General features: G+C 42.8%; 17 protein-coding genes. 7 read left to right on the forward strand and 10 right to left on the reverse strand.

From position 1 onward, the window contains the following. The first annotated feature begins 155 nt into the window (after positions 1-155). Together HMPREF9078_RS07760 and HMPREF9078_RS07765 are read left to right on the forward strand one after the other, a co-directional pair. Positions 156-4199, forward strand: a complete 4044-nt coding sequence (locus HMPREF9078_RS07760; protein WP_009420155.1) for a hybrid sensor histidine kinase/response regulator transcription factor — start codon at positions 156-158, stop codon at positions 4197-4199. A 43-nt stretch (positions 4200-4242) separates the two neighbouring features. Then, positions 4243-6309 (forward strand): beta-galactosidase, encoded by a 2067-nt coding sequence (locus HMPREF9078_RS07765; protein WP_034543284.1) that lies wholly within the window; start codon positions 4243-4245, stop codon positions 6307-6309. Positions 6310-6379: 70 nt separating this feature from the next. On the opposite strand, the gene HMPREF9078_RS07770 is transcribed toward HMPREF9078_RS07765, so the two are convergent. Genes HMPREF9078_RS07770 through HMPREF9078_RS07780 form a run of 3 tightly spaced genes read right to left on the reverse strand, consistent with a single transcriptional unit; the run spans position 6380 to position 8518 of the window. Continuing rightward, positions 6380-6712, reverse strand: coding sequence for a MerR family transcriptional regulator (locus HMPREF9078_RS07770; RefSeq protein WP_009420157.1), 333 nt, complete (start codon positions 6710-6712; stop codon positions 6380-6382). Between the two features lie 15 nt (positions 6713-6727). Next, positions 6728-7507 carry a DUF695 domain-containing protein gene (locus HMPREF9078_RS07775; protein WP_009420158.1) on the reverse strand — a complete coding sequence of 260 codons (780 nt, stop codon included), beginning with the start codon at positions 7505-7507 and terminating at the stop codon, positions 6728-6730. 36 nt (positions 7508-7543) lie between these two features. Next, complete coding sequence (locus HMPREF9078_RS07780; RefSeq protein WP_002675822.1) at positions 7544-8518, reverse strand: M23 family metallopeptidase; 975 nt, start codon at positions 8516-8518, stop codon at positions 7544-7546. 129 nt (positions 8519-8647) lie between these two features. Between HMPREF9078_RS07780 and HMPREF9078_RS07785 the strand changes: the two genes are divergently transcribed. Further along, a complete protein-coding gene (locus HMPREF9078_RS07785) occupies positions 8648-8890 on the forward strand; it encodes a twin-arginine translocase TatA/TatE family subunit (protein WP_009420160.1) in 243 nt (80 codons plus the stop codon). A gap of 426 nt (positions 8891-9316) precedes the next feature. Here HMPREF9078_RS07785 and HMPREF9078_RS07790 read toward each other — a convergent pair whose 3' ends face one another. The 3 genes from HMPREF9078_RS07790 to HMPREF9078_RS07800 all read right to left on the reverse strand — a co-directional run bounded on the left by HMPREF9078_RS07790 (position 9317) and on the right by HMPREF9078_RS07800 (position 11357). Beyond that, positions 9317-10237, reverse strand: coding sequence for an acyltransferase (locus HMPREF9078_RS07790; RefSeq protein WP_051035611.1), 921 nt, complete (start codon positions 10235-10237; stop codon positions 9317-9319). 200 nt (positions 10238-10437) lie between these two features. Continuing rightward, positions 10438-10950 (reverse strand): DnaJ domain-containing protein, encoded by a 513-nt coding sequence (locus HMPREF9078_RS12300; RefSeq protein WP_009420163.1) that lies wholly within the window; start codon positions 10948-10950, stop codon positions 10438-10440. Beyond that, positions 10950-11357: a hypothetical protein gene (locus HMPREF9078_RS07800; RefSeq protein WP_009420164.1), complete on the reverse strand. Its 408-nt coding sequence runs from the start codon at positions 11355-11357 to the stop codon at positions 10950-10952. Before HMPREF9078_RS07800 ends, HMPREF9078_RS12300 begins: the two co-directional genes overlap by 1 nt. Before the next feature lie 592 nt (positions 11358-11949). Between HMPREF9078_RS07800 and HMPREF9078_RS07805 the strand changes: the two genes are divergently transcribed. The 4 genes from HMPREF9078_RS07805 (at position 11950) to HMPREF9078_RS07820 (ending at position 17222) form a co-directional block, all read left to right on the forward strand. Continuing rightward, a complete protein-coding gene (locus HMPREF9078_RS07805) occupies positions 11950-12672 on the forward strand; it encodes a tRNA1(Val) (adenine(37)-N6)-methyltransferase (RefSeq protein ID WP_009420166.1) in 723 nt (240 codons plus the stop codon). A gap of 62 nt (positions 12673-12734) precedes the next feature. After that, positions 12735-12992, forward strand: a complete 258-nt coding sequence (locus HMPREF9078_RS07810) for a flagellar motor switch protein FliM (protein ID WP_009417376.1) — start codon at positions 12735-12737, stop codon at positions 12990-12992. After that, entirely contained in the window at positions 12985-13308 is a 324-nt protein-coding gene (locus HMPREF9078_RS07815; RefSeq protein WP_009420167.1) for a type II toxin-antitoxin system YafQ family toxin, read from the forward strand. Before HMPREF9078_RS07810 ends, HMPREF9078_RS07815 begins: the two co-directional genes overlap by 8 nt. Before the next feature lie 26 nt (positions 13309-13334). Then, on the forward strand, positions 13335-17222 hold the full coding sequence (locus tag HMPREF9078_RS07820) for an ATP-binding protein (RefSeq protein WP_009420168.1): 3888 nt from the start codon (positions 13335-13337) through the stop codon (positions 17220-17222). A gap of 105 nt (positions 17223-17327) precedes the next feature. On the opposite strand, the gene rplT is transcribed toward HMPREF9078_RS07820, so the two are convergent. From rplT to thrS, 4 genes are all read right to left on the reverse strand, one after another. After that, positions 17328-17672, reverse strand: coding sequence for a 50S ribosomal protein L20 (rplT, locus tag HMPREF9078_RS07825; protein WP_002674637.1), 345 nt, complete (start codon positions 17670-17672; stop codon positions 17328-17330). 100 nt (positions 17673-17772) lie between these two features. Next, a complete protein-coding gene (rpmI, locus tag HMPREF9078_RS07830; protein WP_002674635.1) occupies positions 17773-17970 on the reverse strand; it encodes a 50S ribosomal protein L35 in 198 nt (65 codons plus the stop codon). A gap of 106 nt (positions 17971-18076) precedes the next feature. After that, positions 18077-18574, reverse strand: a complete 498-nt coding sequence (gene infC / locus HMPREF9078_RS07835; protein ID WP_106096058.1) for a translation initiation factor IF-3 — start codon at positions 18572-18574, stop codon at positions 18077-18079. 91 nt (positions 18575-18665) lie between these two features. Continuing rightward, positions 18666-20609, reverse strand: coding sequence for a threonine--tRNA ligase (thrS, locus tag HMPREF9078_RS07840; RefSeq protein ID WP_009420169.1), 1944 nt, complete (start codon positions 20607-20609; stop codon positions 18666-18668). Positions 20610-20842: the final 233 nt, after the last annotated feature.

Here is a 20842-nt window from a genome sequence, read left to right on the forward strand (position 1 = left end):
GACGAGGGACGAATGACGAATGACGAAGGTAATGAGGTGAAAAAATTTTCCTTCTCACATACTCCGCTCTCGCGAACTTCCGCTCAAAGGGGGAATGTAGTGACGGAAAAGGGAATTAGTAAATTAGAAAATTTGGGAATTAGCAAATTTGGAAAATGAGGGAACTACTCTACATAATATGGGTGTTATTTCCTGTGTTGCTCTCAGCGCAGGACTGGGCGTATCTATCCAAAATCACCACCCACAACGGATTGGTAAGCAATGAGGTTACCAGTATGTTGCAGGACTCAAAAGGTTTTATATGGATAGGCACTGATGACGGTTTGCACAAGTTTGACGGCTATGATATCACTGTATATAAGCACAATAGCACCCAGAAGAACAGCCTTGCAGGAAACTCTATCAGGTGTTTGTTTGAAGACAGTCAGCACAACCTTTGGATTGGCTTAAAAGGCGAAGGACTCAGCAAACTGAACCTGCGCACGGGTATCTTCACCACCTACAAACATCAAAAAGGGAGTAATAGCCTTAGCTATAACGATGTAGCGGGCATAGTAGAGGACGAGGTGGGTATGATTTGGATAGCCGTAGACCGCGGCGGACTGGATATGCTCAACCCCAAAACAGGAGTTTTTACTCATTACGACATCCGAGAAAAAGGTACTACCCAACCCCTGAACAACGCCCTTACAGGTATGGTAGCTACCAATGGCACGCTCATACTCAGTTCGTGGGGTGGCGGGGTGTATAGCTTTAACCGCAAGGAAAAACAATTTGAACTACACCCTTATTGGCATACAAACGACACTGATGAGAAGGTATGCAAGCACATTTTCAACCTCTACAAAGACCCAGAAGGCACGGTTTGGGTATCATCGGCACACGGTGGTTTGTATAGCTTAAATGAAAAAACGAAAAACTACCAACGTTATGCGGTGTGTGGTGCGACCCCTTGTACGCACAATGTGAACGTACTTTCGGTAGCCGATGACGGTCAGCACAACATTTGGATAGAGACCAACGAGGGCATCAAACTTCTCAACAAAAACACTCACACCATTACCGACTTGCAAAACCCGCAACTCGCTAATGAAAGTGTGAATCACATCTACCAAGATAAAAGTCAGCTGATGTGGGTGAGTACCGCCTCAGGGATTTACTATTTTAGTCCTACCCCTGCCCAATTCAAATGGGTGAGGTACAAGAATTTTCTTTCGGAAAAACAAGTGCGCGCTATCTTTAAGGACAGCAAAGGCAACCTCTGGATAGGTGGCTTAAACCATATTGATAAACTCAATCCCGATAGGAAAACACTCACTGCTTTTAGCAACCAGTCCTACAACCCTAATACCCAGCTCTATCAGGCTTTTTGTGAAGATGCCGAAGGCAATATTTGGATAGGCAACTACGCCAATTACCTGATTAAGTACAACCCTTCGTCCAATAGTTTTAGTCAGGTGCCCATTCCCGTGCCTACCGGTACGAACTACACCTACCGCAACGTCTATCAAATTACCAAAGATTGGGATCATTCCTTTTGGCTTGCTACCGAGTTAGGGGCAATCAACTACCAGCCCGCTACGGGTGTTTTTACCCCGCTATTTGAAAGTAAAAACATTATCTACCCCGAAGATAAAACCCACGTAATTCACCGCGACCAAGACCTGCTTTTATGGGTAGGCACCGAAAAAGGCTTGCGTTGTTACACCCGCGACCTAAAACTTAAACACACCTATACAGCCCTAAAAAACAACACACACACCCTGAGCAACGACTTTATTACGGCTATTCACGAGAGCAAGGACGGCACCTTGTGGATAGGCACCAAAGGAGGGCTACACAAGTTCGACAAGAAAACCGAACGCTTTGAACTCATTTGCCGTAAAGGCACCGACTATGGTGACCCTATTTTCGGTTTGGCAGAAGATAACAGTGGCAATCTGTGGATGAGTACCCCTTCGGCAGTACTGAAATACACGCCAAAAAACCAACAGTTTCAAGTGTTCAACGAGTACGATGGCTTGCAAAATTCGGGCTTTCAATTAGGGGCTTTTGCACAAGCCAAAGACGGCGAGCTACTCATTGGAGGAAAAGACGGTTTTAATACTTTCTATCCTCAACAGCTTACCCTTAACCAAACCCAACCCAAAGTAGTAATTTCCGATTTTCAAATATTCAACAAATCGGTACGACCAGAAGAAGGCGGGGTGCTCAGCGAGGTGATAGATGAGACCCAAAGCATTCACCTCAAACATTGGCAATCAGTAATATCGTTCCGTTTTTCGGCATTGAACTACCGCGCTTCTTTCAAAAACCAATACGCCTATATGCTTGAAGGTTTCGACAGCGATTGGATTTACGATGCTTCCGAGCGCATTGCTACCTATACAAACCTCAACCCAGGTACTTACATCTTCAAAGTAAAAGCCACTAACAACGACGGGGTGTGGAGCGAAAAACCTACTACAATTAAGATAATAGTAGCCCCTCCGCTTTGGCGAACAACTTGGGCTTATATTCTCTACGCCTTGCTGGGGGTGGGGTTACTGGTGCTTATCGTGAAGTATTACACCATCAAGGAAAGAGACAAGCAGAACCTGCGTATCTCACAATTGGAAGCCCAGCGTATGTACGAAATCAACGAGATGAAAACCAACTTTTTCTCTAATATCTCTCACGAGTTCAAAACACCGCTTTCGCTGATTGTAGGTCCGCTGAACCAAATGGTAGATGATGAGAACTCTCCTAAGGAATACAAAGATAAGTATACAATGATGTTGCGCAACGCCCAAAAACTGATGCGCCTCATCAACCAATTACTCGATTTTAGAAAGTTAGAAAAGAACAAATTAGAGCTGAATTTGCAATACGACGATGTAGTGAAATTTGTGAAAGGAGTGAGTGAAACCTTTGCTTATCTGGCTTTAGAAAAACAAATACAATACACTATCAAGAGTACAATGCCCAGCTTGTGGATGCCTTTTGATGCCGATAAATTAGACAAAATTCTCTACAATCTCATCGGAAATGCCTTCCAATACACCCCCGAAAAAGGTGCAATCACGGTGCTCATTGCTACTGTGGTGCAAAATCAGCAGAAGTTTTTGCAAATAAAGATAGCCGATACGGGCATTGGCATTTCCAAAGAAGAACAAAAACAGCTCTTTACGGCTTTCTTGCAAGGCAAACGCCAAAAAGAAATCCACAACGAGGGGGCTGGCTTAGGGCTCGCCTTCACCAAAGACCTTGTCGACCTACACCAAGGACATATAGAGGTGGAAAGTGAAGAAAAACAAGGGGCTACCTTCACGGTATTGTTGCCTATTTTAGATGTGCCACAACTCCACGACGAGGCGTCTATCACCTTGCAACAGATAGACACTACCCAAGCGGTAAAAGAAATAGCTCCACAAGAAAATGCAACCGACAAGGAAGAGACTATTTTGGTAGTGGAAGACAACGACGATATGCGCGATTATATACAACATATCCTTAACGAGCATTTTCACGTACTATTGGCACGCGACGGCGAAGAGGGCTTAGAATTGGCTATTACCCATATCCCCGACCTTATCGTATCGGATATTATGATGCCTAAACGCGATGGCATTTCAATGGTAAAAGAACTGCGCGCCAACGAAAAAACAAACCATATTCCTATCATTCTGCTCACCGCCTTAGACAAGGAATCGCAAGTGGGAGAGGGCTATAGTTTGGGAGTAGAAGACTATATTACCAAACCTTTTTCGGCTAAAATCCTCAGCAAGCGCATCGAAAATATACTGCTTTCGCGTAAGAAGCTGTGGGAACAGTACAGCTCCTCATCTGACCTGAATGTGTACCGCGAAAAACTCATCGGACAACCTTGGAAAAAAGAGTTTGTAGATAAAGTGAACAACATTGTAATGGAACACCTCAGCGACCCCGAGTTTGGTATTGATGCCCTTGCCGATGCCCTAAATATGAGCACCAACCAACTCTTCAAAAAGGTAAAAGCCATTATGAACACCACCCCTTACAACGTGATTGTACAAGTACGTATGACCGCCGCTGCCGAACTGATGAAGCAAGGTAATTTGAATATCTCGGAAGTAGCCTATAAGGTGGGTTACCAAGAGCTATCAAATTTCAGTCGCTCGTTTAAGAAGTTCTACAATGCCTCACCGCGAGAGTATTTGAAAGGAGAAAGTGAAATGTGAAGCGTATAAACTAATTTGATAAGTTTTCTAAAAGAAAAGATAAGTGGATAAAGACTTTATCACCTTACCTTTGCACCACAAAATGTACCACCAAAAAAGTATTTGTATGTTTTTAAGAAGTTATATATGGCTTTTATTACTTGGGATTGCCTCCATCACTACCACTGTGAAAGCGCAACCCTATGTATCACCCATTGTTGCACAGGTGTTCATAGAGCCTGGTCAAACCGATGAGGAGATAAATACTTGGTTCAAACTCCTTAGCGAGCACCAAATGAACTGTTGCCGCATTCGTATGTTTGAGAACTATATGAAGCGCCCCGACGGTACTTGGGATTTCTCGCTGTTCGACAAGGCTTTTAAAGCTGCTGAGCGGTACAATGTGAAGATTGTAGGCACGCTCTTCCCCGCTGCGCCCGACAATTCGTTAGGTGGCTTTAAACACCCTTATTCACAGTCACATCTACAAGAAATTGCTACCTATATCAAGCAAGTAGTAACCCATTTCAAAACCTCTCCTGCCCTCTATGGTTGGGTGCTGATGAACGAACCTGGTACAGGAGGTTGGGTACCTAATGATGCTTTTGCTAATACCCAAAAAAGTGAATGGCTCAAAACACTACAACCTACTACCTACAACAGCAAAGGCTACCCACAAATAGTAGATTTCGCCCCTCAACAGTTCTTGCTACACTACAACACTTGGTACCTACAATGGATTGCCAATGAGGTAAAAAAATACGACCCTAATGCCTATTTGCACGTCAATTCTCACCAAATATTCAGCAATATTGCCGAATACAACTTCCCCGCTTGGCGCAACTTCCTAAGTTCATTAGGCGCTTCGGCTCACCCCAGTTGGCATTACACTATGCTTCACAGAAATCAGTATGCTACAGCTTTGGGGGCGAATTGCGCTATCATACGTTCGGGAGCAGGCGAATTGCCTTTTTGGGTAACCGAATTGCAAGGGGGCAACAACACTTATAGCGGTTATAAAGCCTTCTGCCCTACCAAAGAAGAAATCACCCAATGGCTGTGGACGAGCATTGGCAACGGTGCTGAACACATCCTATTTTGGTGCTTAAACCCACGTGCTGTGGGCGATGAAGCAGGTGAATGGGCACTCGTAGATTTCCAAAACCAACCTACCGACCGACTCACTGCTGCCTCCGAAGTTGCCAAAACACTCCGAAAAATCAATATCAGCAAATTTAAACCTGTAGTAGCTAATATTCATATCCTCTATACCCGCGAAACACTTTGGGTAGAAAAGAAAGCTCAACTAAATGATAATGCCAACAATGATTACGAGGGCAGAAACACGGGAGGCGCTATGAAATCGGCATTTGCAATGTACGAAACCCTACTTGAAAACGGTATCAATAGTCAGTTTCAATGCTTTGATGAGTTCAACTGGAACAAACCCTCTTACAAAGGTGAAACCATTATTTTATCAGGACAAATAAGCCTCCCATCGCGTTATTGGGAACCCCTGCACAACTTTGTACGCAATGGCGGCAAACTGATAATGGAAGGACTCAGCGCGTTCTATGACGAAAATATGTTTGCCCTACATCACACGGGATTTCCGCTACAAGATGTATTAGGGGGAGCGCTGAAAGAAGTAAAATGCCTCCCTACCGATTTCAGTGTAAATTACCAAAACGCACCTCTGCCCACCCACCTTTGGAAAGGAAGTATCTACAATACTCAAGGACAAATAGTTGCCCAAGAAGGAAATAGTGTGTTGGCAACGCGACATCGCTTTGTAAGGGGAGAGACCTTTTGGTTTCCATCGCTATTGGGGTTGGGCGCTTTGCGCAGTGGCAAAGGGGAAGCACTTTCGCATTTGCTACTCGCCGAAGTGCAAGCGGCAGTCCCTTTTCAGTTTGAAACTTACCAAAAAGGAGTGCAAATGTATACAATGCAAAAAGGTAATCAATATCTTACGATACTCATTAACAAACGCCCACAAGCTACCACAGTAGCATTGCGTTGCCCCAAAGGAGTAAATCCTTCGGTCGTTTTTGCGGATAAGGGAGGAAGTGCAACAGCTAATACCGCACGCCTATCCTCTGAAGAAACGCTGGTGATTCTTTGGAAATAGATACAAATTAATATTGATGTTTTTTCCTAAAAAAGCTGTACGAGTATAGTTACATCGTACAGCTTTTTTGTTATTCAAGATTTTCTTTGATATCGATAAGCATTTGCTTTACACGCTCTAACTTTGTAACCACATCAAGGTTTGTAAGAGGTTTCTGCTTGTCTTCTTTAAGACGTTGACGCGCCCCTTCAAGGGTGTAGCCTTGCTCTTTTACCAAATGATAGATGAGCTGGAGTTTCTTAACATCATCAGGAGAGAATTTCCTGCTTCCCGAACTCGTCTTTCTCGGGCTGATAATAGAAAATTCCTTTTCCCAAAAGCGAATAAGAGAAGCATTCACATTGAAAGCTCTTGCTATTTCTCCTATGGTGTAATACAGTTTATCGGGTAATACAATATCCATTTCTCTAAGAAATTATCAGTTATCAGTTACATTCACACAGCCCCAGCCGTCGTATTCTCCTTCAAAAGAAGAAGCGAGCTCTATCAGTTCCCATACGATATTATTGATATCTAACGGGCTGTCCTCACGTGTGGCTTCGACGGTGTAAGGAAAAGTATGTCCTTCGGATTTCCGTTCCTCTACTGTTTTCTCATCACTCAAACGCACTTTATAGCCTTTTTCGGCTACTTTCTCGGCAAAACCTTGTTGTTGTGCCTCACTTTTGAAGTAGATAAAATGGTCGATTTCACGAGGCACTTCCATCTTATCCCCTTTCTTCTCAAGTTGCATTAGCACTTTTCTGTTCTGCATCGTTTGATAAGAAAACTCATCAGGATAAAGGAAGTCGAAATAATCTTCCCATTGGGTATCTTCAGCGGTATTATATCCCGATTTATATCCCTCAAAAGCTTGTAATGCTTCTTCGCAAGTCTGTGCTAAAACTTCCGCATTATTACAGTAAAACCAAAGCTCTAAAAAGCCTTCGGATTTTACCACACCTGCCAATACTGCTCCTGTGGCTTCGGCTTTCTCGCTTATGGCATCTTCTATATCACAGAGGATAGGATACTCCTCCTTTGAAGGAAATCCATCAGAGGTAGGATTTTTCATTTTTATATAAAACTGTAAACGTTGCGATAAGCCCTCGAGAGGAGCAAGCTCAAACAAGGCTAAATTGGTGCGTATAGAAGCTGGGACGCCTTCGATATGGCACATAAAGAAGTCCCAATTCTGGGGAAGATTATGGTGAGTCATATGGGTTTAATTAACAAAATACTATTTCCAATCATCTTAGTCAAGCGATTGATTTTCTTGGGTAGAAACGTGTAGCATCTCGGTGTATTCGCTCGGGGTGAGGTTGCCATAATAGAAGTGTATCGGGTTGATGTGTTCGCCGTTCTTTATCACTTCGTAGTGCAGGTGTGGAGCTTCTGAGCGACCGGTACTTCCTACCCTTCCTATGAGGTCGCCACGCTTGACGTGTTGTCCTGCACGCACATTGTAAGCCGAAAGGTGTCCGTAGAGAGTTACATAACCATAACCGTGGTCGATGCGAATGTGGTTACCATAACCTGAGGCATTGCTATCGGCACGTGCTACTACACCATCGCCCGCAGCATATACAGGAGTGCCTTGGGGAGCAGTGAAGTCCATACCATAATGGAACTTACGCGCTTTGGTAAAAGGGTCGATACGCCAACCATAACCCGATGCCATATGCTTTAAATCTTTATTATTAATAGGCTGAATGGCAGGAATAGAAGACAGGAATTTTTCCTTTGCCTTAGAAAGTTTAGCAATCTCATCTAACGATTTCGACTGTACGACCAACTGTTTTCGCAATATATCTAAGCGTTTGTTTGTATTGGCAACAAGTTTGGAGTTTCCGTATTTCTCGAGGTTTTTATAGCGGTTAGGGTCTTTGAGGCTTTTGCGAACACTATCGGGGATAATAGGAGCGTTGAAGTAAAGGCGGTACATATTATTATCGCGTTCTTCAAGGTCGGCAAGCACATCTTCCGCCAATTCCATCTTTTTGTTCAGGATTTGGTAGTTGGTTTCATAGGTTTTAATCTCGCGTGCTAATACCACCTCGCGGGGGGTGAAAAACAAGCGCGAGTTAATCATTATAAAAGAGAATAAAATCCCGAAGAGTGCAGCAGCTGTAAGAAAAATTAAAGCATTGCGCACCTTTGTACGCTTTCGGGAGAGGATGCGTTTATACGAGAGCGTATCGGGGTCGTAATAATATTTTACCTTTTTCATACGGGCAAAAGTATAAAAAAAATATGATATTTGCTGTTTTATGACAAAAAAAATGTAATTTTGCAGTGAATAGGCCATAGGCAGTAGACCATAGGCCATAGCGTTAATTATCAATTGTTAATTGATTTTATGGGTTTTTCAGAAATTATATTCATACTTTTTATGGTTTTAATCCTTTTTGGGGCTGATAAGCTCCCAAGTATTGCGCGTGGTTTAGGAAAGGCAATGCGCCAACTGCGCGATGCTACCGATGAGATTAAAACTGAAATACAACGCGGTGCTGAAAAGGCAGGTGTAGATACTAAAATTGTAGAAGAAACTCAAAAAGAAATTGAAAAAATGAAAGATTCAATGGGGAAATTGGGAAATTAGATGTAAGGCCTTAGGCCACAGGCCACAGGCACTAGGAATGCGACGTAAAAGCGATAGGTAGGGAGGATTTTTGTTAATCGGATAGGGTGTTCACATTTAGAAGCCTACCTCCATTCCCCACATACTCTGCTCTCGCAGACTTTCCGAAGAGAAGGGGGCAAGCCGCAAAAGCGACTTTTTGAGTAAAAAATCTTATACTTCTTATTTTTATAGATTTTATTCTCAAGATATAGGTTGTTGTTTTGAACTTCTAAAATATTGAATTTCTATAAAAACATTGTCATTGCTTGTAACCATACCGAGGTTTCCTTGCTCTTTTGAGAGCGCAATGGCTTTGAGGTCTTCAGGGTGCGAGCCGCACGGGCAATAAACTTTGCCAAAGGTGCGAGCCGCACAGGCAACTTTGGCAAAGTGTAGCGACGCAAATTAGCTAATGAGTAAATTGCAACCTCTGATATCGGCGTTGTCGAAGCGTCCTAATACTTCAAAAGTACCGTCGGGGTGTAGCTTTCCTAAATCTTGGGTAGCGATAAAACTACACGATTCTCTATTAGCCAAATCGATGATGTTAAGTCCGCCGGTTTTGCCAGTAGGCAAATAGCTCAGCGCATCATTGGTATCACGTATAAGGACTTTGAGCCAAGGTACACACTTATAAATACCCTTACCAGCAGAATAGGCTTGCGAAAGCAGTTCGGTCATTCCGTATTCGGAGTGAATCATTTCGATACCAAAGCCTTTGCAAAGCATTGCGTGCAACTCTTCGCGCACGAGTTCTTTACGCCGACCTTTCATTCCGCCAGTTTCCATTACAATCGTATTTTTTAAAGAGAAAGTATACTCGGCTATAAGGTCGAGTAACGCAAAGGATACCCCTATGAGCAGTACTTTCTTGCCCGAAGCATCAAGGGTTTGTAAGCGCTGGGCTAAGCGGTCGTATTCGTTGAGATAAAAACCACTGTACTGGCTACCTGAGCGCTCAATAAGGTCGGCTACCATAGTGATGAGGGAAGAGCCCGTGCGCTCTAAATACGAGGGGAGGAGAGCTAATACTACATAATCTTCAACGTTGCCGTAGAAATGTTCAAAGCCTTTACGGAAGCTTTGTTCATACAAGCTAAGGTCTTTCACATAGTGTCGGGAGGTTTGTGCGCCTGTTGTACCACTACTGGTGAATATCTGCTGAGGTGTGGTGTGACCGCAGTACACTTTTTCAGTTTTAAAACATTCGATAGGAAGAAAAGGTATTTTTTCAAGTGTGTTTACCTCATTAGGAAGGCAGTTTAATAAGGTACAAAAGCGATGGTATACCTCGTTGTTTTCGTATTGATACCGAAAAGTATCCAAGGCAACAGCTGTAAAATCTATGTTTGCTGATAGTTGAATTTTGTCGTTCGTTAAAGTGAAGTATAGCTTGGGCTATAGAAATTAATCAAAATTTAAGTTTTTGCCTCATTAATAGACTTTATCAAAGGCTTAGCACTTTGACAAAGTGTATATCGCAAATTTTATTGATTATCTAATTTATATTTATCGACTGAGCTTAATTAAGGCAAAAGTTCTTTTAGGAGACCGAAAGAAGGGTTTAGCAAGATGGTGCTTAAAATGATGACAAGGACTACAAGCACAATTTTCACCCAAGAGGAGTACTGTTTTTTGGGAGATGCTAAGAAAGTGTCGTACTCTTTACGGGTTTTTACGGTAGCGATTTTCTGTTCGAAATAAATATCTATCAAAGAGGGCAAATCCTTTACGGTACGAGCTTTTGAGGAGGCGCTATTTTTTTGTGAGGTTTTCTTTTTAGCTTGCTTTTTGGGTTCTTCGGTTTTCTTTTGTCCTTTTAACTCGGCGGCGAGGTCGGCATCGTAGTCTTTACGACTTTCGGGGTCGGAAAGGACTGCGTAAGCTTCTTGTAGGCTTTTGAATTTTTCGGCAAAAAAATCGTCGCCCTGATGTTTATCGGGGTGATAGGCTTTTGCGAGCTTTTTGTAGGCGTCGCGTATTTGGTCGTCAGAAGCCTTTTGGCTAACTCCTAATATTTCGTAGTAATCCTTTAACATTATAATCTTGGTTTTTGAGAGGTGTTATCGTGGCTTTCCCAGCCGATGAGTTTGTTATTTTGGAATGTGAGGGTAAGGGTTTTGTAGTGCCAACGTTCGGTAGTAGAGCCTTTGAATCCTGCACTTTGGACTTCTAACGGCTTACCGAGCGCCATTTTCACCAAAAAGTCGGGCATACCTTCGGTATATACGCCTTTTTCGACGGAACTTGTGGTGGGCTCACCGTATTCACTTTTGATGAGCTCCATAATTCTGTCTTTGGTATCTTCTTCGTCTACCAAAGCATTTTGCCATTTTTGGCGTTTTTCTTCAATGGATTTTTCTCTTTTTAAGTTGGTAGTTGCCTGCATTACAAGTATATAAATGAGGTAGGCTACGCTTATTGTGAGAATAGAATAATATATCATTGTATGCTTATTTTATTATATAATTCTTCACTGAGGGTGCAAAACTACAAAAACAATTTTTAATATACAAATTTGAAAATTAAATGTGAGGCCTCAGGCCATAGGCCATAGGCACTAGGAATGGCGACGAAAAAGCGATAAATGTGAGGCCTCAGGCCATAGGCAGGGAAAAAATTGGGAAATTAGAAAATTGGGAAATTAGAAAATGATGGTGTGAGTCGCACGGGTAGTTTTTAAGAAGAATAAAATAGGGATTTTCAAAAAGAAAAATATACTATGATATAGGTATCTTATACGAACCTTGAACGAATCTTGGACAATTGGTATAGGATAAAAGGTGCTTTTTTGAAAGGTGGGAATCTATAAAAAGAAGATTCTATGGTAATATATTCTGCTTTATTGGTAGGTGAGTAGAATATATTTCCTATGTGACTGGTGCCGATGCTGAAAGTCAAAAAAACATTTAGAAGGAGGTTGCTGATTGGTAATTATTTTGTATCTTTGCTTGAATTAAAAAAAGAGGTTGAAAAAGGGGTAGAACGACTTTTGTGTATTAAAAACTGATAACCTAGGAGAAAGGAGCAAAGAGAATATGACATTTAAGTTTAAGCAATTTAGCGTAAAGCAAGCACAAAGCGCGATGAAGATAGGCACTGATGGAGTTCTATTGGGAGCGTGGACGCCTATTGAGAATCCTAAAAGTATACTGGATATTGGGGCGGGAACGGGCTTATTGTCGCTAATGTTAGCTCAACGCTCTGACGCTGTTGTGATTGATGCCGTAGAAATAGACGAAAAAGCCTATATAGAATGCACGGAGAACTTCGAAGAGAGCCAATGGGGCGACCGCTTGTTTTGCTATCACGCTTCGTTTCAGGAATTTGCTTTGGAGATAGATGAAGTGTACGACCTTATCATCTCTAATCCGCCTTTCTATACCGCTGATTATAAAACAGCTGAAAAAGCGCGCAACACGGCTCGGTTTACTGATACGCTTTCGTTTTCGGAGCTCTTAGAAGGGGTAAGCCAATTACTGTCGGACGAGGGTGTTTTTAGTGTTATTTTGCCATATAGCGAAACCGAAGGATTTATCGCTCTTGCGTCGGGTCATGGTCTTTTTCCTCAGAAAATCACTCATACGCGAGGCAATGCTACGGCTGAACTAAAACGGAGTATGCTACTACTGAGTAGAAAAGAGCTCTCCTCCTACCCTATCGATGTACTTATTATTGAGAAGGAACGTGGGGTTTATACTGAGGCGTACAAGTCGCTCACAAAGGATTTTTATTTAAATTTAGGAAATGAAGTGGGCTAAGGACTAAGGAGAGTAATTTGGTGATTTGGTAATTATGCATTATCTTTGCCAAAAAAAGAAATATGAGAACTGTAAAATATAACGAAATGGTTAATTATAATGTGAGTATTCCTAAGGAAAATGCTCCTATGTTTGAATCACTTTTCAAGAAATACAACGTAATTGCCGAACCTACTGTAGTAGCAGAACCCGTAGAGGAGTATATTCCTAACGAGGAAACTATAAGAGCTATTGAGGAGGGAAGAAGAGAGTTTAGAGAAGGACTACTAAAAGGTTATAAAAATCTTGATGAATTATTTAGTGATTTAGACAATGAATAATACGGAGCAAGAAGAAATTCCTAAATATTCTATTTTTATAACAACTACCTATAAAAAAGAATACAAAAAATTCTCTAATCAGGAAGCTAAGAAAAAGGCTATAAAAGAAATTATAAAAGTCCTGATGTACAAAGGAACTGAAGGTATTCCCAAGAAAAACCTTCCACATCTCTTAACAGGAAATTACAAAGGTTGTTGGGAATGCCATATAGAGTCTGATTTGTTACTAATTTGGGAACAAAACGATGAAAATATGGCTATTATACTTCAAAGAATAGGTAGCCATTCTGAAATTTTCTATAAAAACAAGAAATAAAACACTTCGTCTTTTAGCACTGAAAAATGAACCAAGAAGTATTTACTGCTCTGCAAAACAAACTGAAAGTGGGTAACCGTCGTGGCGTGCACCTCAATGCACTTCCTGGTGCTTCGCGCTATAAGTTTGATGTCGCACGTCTCTCGGCTATCTTCAAGAGCTTGCCCGAACGCTTTATCCTCGACTTACTCACCTTACGCAACCTCAACTTTTCGTTTTCTATTCACGATACCGAAAGTACTGATATAGACCGCCGTAGCACCTCTTCCGAGAGCCGCAACAACAGCTTTGAACGCAATCCCGCCCTCGAAAAACTCGTAGATAGCATCGAAAACCTGATGTTCCAAAGCGAGGTTATCACTTCCGAAAAAGGGGTGAACACACTCGGCTTTGGCTTCCCCATACTGTTGCGCCGCGATATGGGCGACGGACAACTCACGGCTGCGCCTATCCTAATTTGGTCGGTAAAGATAAAGCCTGCTACCCAAATGAATACGTGGGTGATAAGCCGCAATGAGGACGACCCTATCTACCTGAACGAGGTGCTCACCAACCACCTGCAAAACGATTCGGGCGTAAGCCTTAAACCTATCCCCGACGAGATGCTGGAAGACGGAAAAATCGATAAACCTGAACTGCACTCTCTTTGCTCGGATATCCTCAACCAACTGAAAGTTACCCAAAACTTGGATTTCCTGCTGAACAACTATACCGAAATTCTTCCTCTAAAAACCAAAGCGGAGTACGAAGAACTTTTGCCTAACAAAGGTGATGCCTTTATTGAAAAATGCGGTATCCTCTCCCTCTTTGAAGTCCAAAAGCAGAACATCATCAACGATTACGAATCGCTGAAAAAGGAATTTGTACCTTTGCAGGCAACAGCCAACGAACAATTCCAATCGCTGAGCGCTATTGAAACCGACCCCTCTCAACAGTCGATTTTGGAATCACTGAAAAGTCAGCAGAAAATACTTATTCAAGGTCCCCCAGGTACGGGCAAGAGCCAAACGCTCACGGCAATTCTTATCAATGCTTTGGAAAACAAACAGAAAACATTAGTAGTCTGTGAAAAGCAAACTGCCCTCGAAGTACTCTACAACGCCTTGCAAAACAAAGGTTTGGGTAAGTATTGCACAATGATAAAAGACGCCATTGCCGACCGTAGGTTTATTGTAGATGCCGTGCGTAACCATATTGATAATGCCGAGTTTAAAAAAGAAACACCAGCCTTCCCCGAAAATCTCCTTGCCGAACAAGTGCAAGCAATGCGCAAAATCACAACAGATATCAATGCTATTCACCACAAACTCAACCAACCGCTCCTCAACCAACTGTCGTGGACAGATGTAATGGCGGAGCTAATGCGCTACGAAACAAATAGAGAAGAACTCGACCTCTCAGCTTTTTCCTTTCAATTTACCGATGAAGAGTTCACCTCTCTCGCACCCCTTTGGCAACAAGGTGAGGCGCTCTATCAGCGCTATGCGCCTTACGCTCAAAATCATCTGTTTAACCCCAAAAAACTCACCGCTACCAATCTGTTTAACACCCAACAACAACTCGCTGAAGCCTTCAAACAATACGCACAACAGTGGGAGGTTATCCAGCAGCAGGTAGCTGTTTATAAAGCCTATTACTTGCACAAACGCAAAGAAGAATTTATACAACAGTTAGACACATTAGCGCAATATCGCAATGAGTATGAGCTGATTACCGCTACCCTCCCCCCTACTTCACCTGTGTATCAACCTGAGGTTACCAAAGGATTTTTCTATAAACTCTCGGCACTCTTTTCTGCTGAGAAAAAGCAGGTGCTGAAAACCCAAAAACGCTTGCAAGAACTCTGTACAGCGATTAAAGCGCTCAGTTTGCACCGCAATTTTTCGTCGATTGCTATTTCGGATAACTTATTGCTCAACAAAACTGTTATCGCCGAGTATACTCTTGCCATCACCCAAGCGCAAACCAATTTCGACAGCAAAGCCAATGCTGATTTCGCTGCCTTAGACCTGCTGAATTACTACGAACGATCGTTTATAAACGGCGATTTAGACAAGCTCATAAGCGAAGTGAAATCGCTTAAAAACCGCATAGAAGCTGATAGTTGGCTCGACGCTGTCAATTTTGGCAATACCTTTGCCGAGTTTGAAGCCTTTATCACCCGCAGCTTGGCGACTTACAACAGCTATCAAGCCGACCCTGCACAGCCTTTGGTGGCTCAGTACGAGTGGTTTGCATTCTTCCAATCGCTCAACGACTTCCAAGAGCGCATCGTTTTATCACTTACCAAAGTAACGCATTGGGAAGCCTCCTTCCTCTACGCTTATTACACCTTGCTCTTGCAACGAAATGCCGATGACACGCTAAACTTCAACGAGCGCGATTACGCCGATTTTAAAAAGAAAGTACACTACTTCGCCTCTGCCCAAAAAGATTTTATCGAGGGCTACTGGAATACCCAGCAACGCAAAGCTGTAAAAACGTTTGAAGAGACTAACAAAGAGCTCACTGTGGCGAACCTCTACAACAAACGCAAAAGTGAAAAACACAACCGACTTACTTTGAGACAAATAGCGATGAGAGACACCGACCTCTTTACGAGTTTCTTCCCTATTATCCTCACCACCCCCGATGCTTGTTGCAATCTATTTGAGGGCAAAAATTTCTATTTCGACAATGTGGTGTTCGACGAGGCAAGTCAGCTGAAACTCGAAGACAACCTGCCGGCTATGCTCAAAGGCAAGACGATTATCATCGCAGGTGATGAACACCAAATGCCTCCGTCTAACTACTTTAGCAAAGTATTCGACGGTAGTGCTGAAGATGAGGACGACAACGAGGAAGAAGACAAGGTGCTCACCTACAAAAACGCAATGCTGAACATAGAGTCGCTTTTGGATTACGCTTTGGAGTACCAATTCAGTAAGAACCATTTAGATTTTCACTATCGTTCTAAACACCCTTATCTGATTGATTTTTCTAACCACGCTTTCTACAACGCCCGATTGCGTCCGCTACCCAGCACCGAAAGTCGTATCCCTATCCATTTCACTCAGGTAAATGGCACTTTTGATGAGCATATCAACCGTGAGGAAGCCGCCGAAGTGTTGCATATCCTCTCACAAATAGAGCCTCGTCCTGACGGTAGTTATCCATCAGTGGGGATTGCGACCTTCAATATCACCCAACGCAACTACATACGCAAACAGATACTCCAAAAGCAAAATGACCCTACTCAAACGGCTTTCCGCGAGAAAATCAACGCCTTAGAGCAAGCAGGACTCTTTATCAAGAACTTAGAAAACATACAAGGTGACGAGCGCGATATCATCATCTTATCGGTAACTTATGGCAAGAAGAAAGGCGGCAAGTTCGTACAGAGTTTTGGTCCGCTGAACTTCTCCAAAGGCTACAAACTGCTAAACGTGATTATCACCCGCGCCAAGGAACAGATATACGTGTGCAACTCTATACCTGAGGAATTGTTAGCCACCTATAAAGAGGCTTTAGCGCAAGAAGGGGCTAACAACCGCCGCGCTGTGCTCTACGCCTACCTTGCCTACGCCCGTGCCGTAAGCGACGGCAATGATGCTCTCCGCCGTGAAATCCTATCGGAACTCGATCTCTACGGACACAAACACACCGATATCGACCAGCAAAGTAAAAGTGCTTTTAAAGAACAAACCTACCGTCAGCTTAAAGAAAAATACCCCGACCAGCGTATCACAATGGACTACGAGTTTGGGGGTTATACTATCGATATTTTGTTAGAGCCCAAAGAAGGCAAGCCCGTAGCTGTAGAATGCCTCAGCAAACCTCTTTACAACAACGATTTAGCCTATTTAGAAGACCTGCACAAGGAAAAAATATTACTCAACGCCGGCTTTGACTACAAAAGGAAATGGGCGAAATGAGTGCACGGGCAGGTGGAATATCAGAAAGACCGTAACAAGAAAAATAAAAAAGCGACTCCTTAGGAGTCGCTTTTTCTATAGGGAATTATATCTTTAGTTAAACGTTTATTTTACTTTTTCTACGATAGCTTTGAACGCTTCGGGGTGGTTCATTGCCAAATCGGCAAGAACTTTACGGTTGAGCTGGATATCAGCTGCTTTAAGTTTACCCATAAATTGAGAGTAAGACAATCCGTGCAAGCGAGCCCCTGCGTTGATACGCACAATCCACAAAGCGCGGAAGGTTCTCTTCTTGTTACGGCGGTCGCGATAAGCGTACTGCATTGCTTTCTCAACAGCGTTTTTGGCTACCGTCCAAACGTTTTTTCTGCGGCCAAAGAAACCTTTGGCTTGCTTCATTATTTTTTTTCTACGAGCTCTACGAGCTACAGCATTTACTGATCTTGGCATAAATTCCTTTTTTTTAATTTTTGTAGCAGGTGGTTTGTGCTTAAAACAAACGCTTAGGGGTACCTACTCCACGGTTATTAATTTCCTACTATTTAAACAATTATTTTAAGCCTAATTGTTTCTTCACGCTTGCTTCGTCGTTAGAGTGAACGAGCGTAGCGTGGGTGAGTGCTAACTTGCGTTTTTTAGCTTTCTTAGTTAAGATGTGGCTTTTAAACGCGTGTTTTCTCTTGATTTTACCAGAGCCGGTGAGCTTGAAACGCTTTTTAGCTCCAGATTTAGTTTTAATTTTTGGCATTTGCTTAGATTTTTATTGATATAATTCCGTTTTTTAGGTAAGAGATAAGAGGTAAGAGGTAAGGTTGCATACCTCTTATCTGTTACTTCTTACCTTTTATCTTTGATTATTTTTTCTTGGGTAAGGGTGCGAGGAACATCGTCATACGTTTTCCTTCGAGTTTAGGCATTTGTTCTACTTTGCCATAGTCTTCGAGGTCGGTGGCGAGGCGCAAGAGGAGAATTTCCCCTTGGTCTTTATAGATGATAGAACGACCTTTGAAGAATACGTAGGCTTTTACTTTGGAGCCTTCTTTGAGGAACTTCTCGCCGTGTTTCTTCTTAAACTCATAGTCGTGGTCATCGGTTTGAGGGCCGAAGCGAATTTCCTTAATTACTACTTTGGTAGCTTTGGCTTTCATCTCTTTCTCACGCTTTTTTTGTTCATAAAGGAATTTCTTATAATCGATTACTTTACAAACAGGAGGCGTGGCGTTTGGTGAAATTTCCACCAAATCGAGTTCTAATTCATTAGCAATTTCTAATGCTTTGCGAGTGGGGTATACGCCTCCTTCGACGTTTTCCCCTACCAAACGCACCTCAGGAACGCGGATGTCGCGATTGATACGATGAGGTTGTTTGTCATCTCTGCCCGGTGTGTTACTTTTTTTTATGATGGCTATTTAAATTTAAAATTACTTTCACTATTCTAATTTGCTAATTAGCAAATTGTTTAATTGACTTAGCGACTTCGTCGTTGATGAGTTTAGCAAAGGCTTCTACGCTCATACTTCCTAAATCCTCACCACCGCATTTGCGCACTGATACGGTGCCTTCTTTCTCTTCATTTTCGCCTACAATGAGCATATACGGGATTTTTTGGGTTTCGGCTTCGCGTATTTTTTTGCCCATAGTTTCAGCACGATTGTCTATCAGGGTGCGAATATCGGAATTTTCTAACAATCTCAAAACTTTTTGAGCATAATTTTCATATTTTTCACTCAATGATAGCACAATAGCTTGACTCGGGTTGAGCCATAATGGGAAGTTTCCGGCGGTGTGTTCCAATAAAATGGCTACGAAACGTTCCATACTTCCGAAAGGTGCACGGTGAATCATTACAGGGCGGTGCATTTCATTATCAGCGCCTTTATACCAAAGGTCGAAACGCTCTGGGAGGTTGTAATCTACCTGAATGGTACCGAGTTGCCAGCTTCTGCCTAAGGCATCTTTCACCATAAAGTCGAGTTTAGGGCCATAGAAAGCGGCTTCACCTGTTTCGATTACATAGCTCAAGCCTTTTTCTTTCGCAGCGTTGATGATGGCATTTTCGGCTTTTGCCCAATTCTCATCACTACCGATGTACTTGGTAGGGTTTTCGGGGTCGCGCAACGATACTTGTGCGGTAAAATTGTCGAATCCAAGAGAGCCAAAAACATAGAGCACCAAATCGATTACGTGTTTGAACTCGTCGTCTAACTGTTCAGGAGTACAGAAGATGTGCGCATCGTCTTGGGTAAAGCAACGCACGCGGGTTAAGCCGTGTAACTCGCCACTTTGTTCATAGCGATATACTGTACCGAACTCGGCAAAACGCTTTGGCAAATCTTTATAACTCCAAGGGTGTGAATTGTATATCTCGCAGTGATGCGGACAGTTCATCGGTTTTAGTAAATATTCCTCGCCTTCGTTAGGGGTGGCAATGGGTTGGAAACTATCTTTCCCGTATTTATCCCAGTGTCCTGAGGTTACATATAAATTCTTATGACCGATATGTGGGGTAACTACCTGCTCGTAACCGGCTTGTTTTTGGGCTTTGCGCAAGAAGGCTTCGAGGCGTTCGCGCAAGGCAGCTCCTTTGGGCAACCAGAGAGGTAAGCCTTGACCTACCTTGTTAGAGAAGGTAAAGAGTTCAAGTTCTTTACCGAGTTTGCGGTGGTCGCGTTTTTTAGCTTCTTCAAGCAGTTCGAGGTATTCGGTGAGTTCTTTTTGTTTAGGGAATGAGATACCATACACACGAGTAAGTTGTGGGTTGTGCTCATCACCACGCCAATAAGCCCCAGCAGCGCTGAGTACTTTTACAGCTTTTACAAAACCTGTGTTTGGGATATGCCCCCCACGACAAAGGTCGGTGAAGGTACTATGGTCGCAGAAGGTGATCGTACCATCTTCGAGGGCTTCGATGAGTTCGGTTTTGTACTCATTTTTGCCTGCATAGTACGACAAGGCTTCGGCTTTGCTCACAGGGCGCATTTTGAAAGGGTGTTTGCCACGAGCGATTTCCAAGAATTTAGCTTCGATGGCAGGAAAATCTTTTTCGGAAATCGGTTTGCCGTTGAAATCGACATCGTAATAGAAACCATTAGCGATGGCAGGACCTATGGTGAGCTTGATGCCGGGGTAGAGCTCTTCGAGCGCTTGTGCCAAGATGTGCGCTGAGGAGTGCCAGAAAGCTTTTTTACCTTCGGGACTATCCCAAGTGTATAATGTTAAACTACCGTCGGTCGTCAGGGGGGTAACGGTTTCTATGGTTTTGCCATTGAAGCTGGCAGAAAGGACGTTACGCGCCAGTCCCTCACTGATAGAGGCTGCGATTTCGGCGGGAGTAATCCCACTTTGGTACTCTTTTACAGAGCCGTCGGGTAGTGTGATTTTAATCATTTTTTTGTTGTTGAAAATTGGTGTTGTTGTGTTAGAAAGTGCAAAAGTACAAAATAATTAGTAATTGACAATAAATAATGAAGAAAATATTTTGAGAGAGGTCGTAGGACGAATTTGGAAATGAGGAAATGAGGAAATGAGAAAATGAGAAAATGAGAAAATGAGGAGCGAGCTACAAGAAAAGTGCCAGCGGAGAGAATTAACTTTGCCAAAGTTTGAAACTTTGGCAAAGT

This window comes from Capnocytophaga sp. oral taxon 380 str. F0488 (genome assembly GCF_000318255.2).
Classification (GTDB): domain Bacteria; phylum Bacteroidota; class Bacteroidia; order Flavobacteriales; family Flavobacteriaceae; genus Capnocytophaga; species Capnocytophaga ochracea.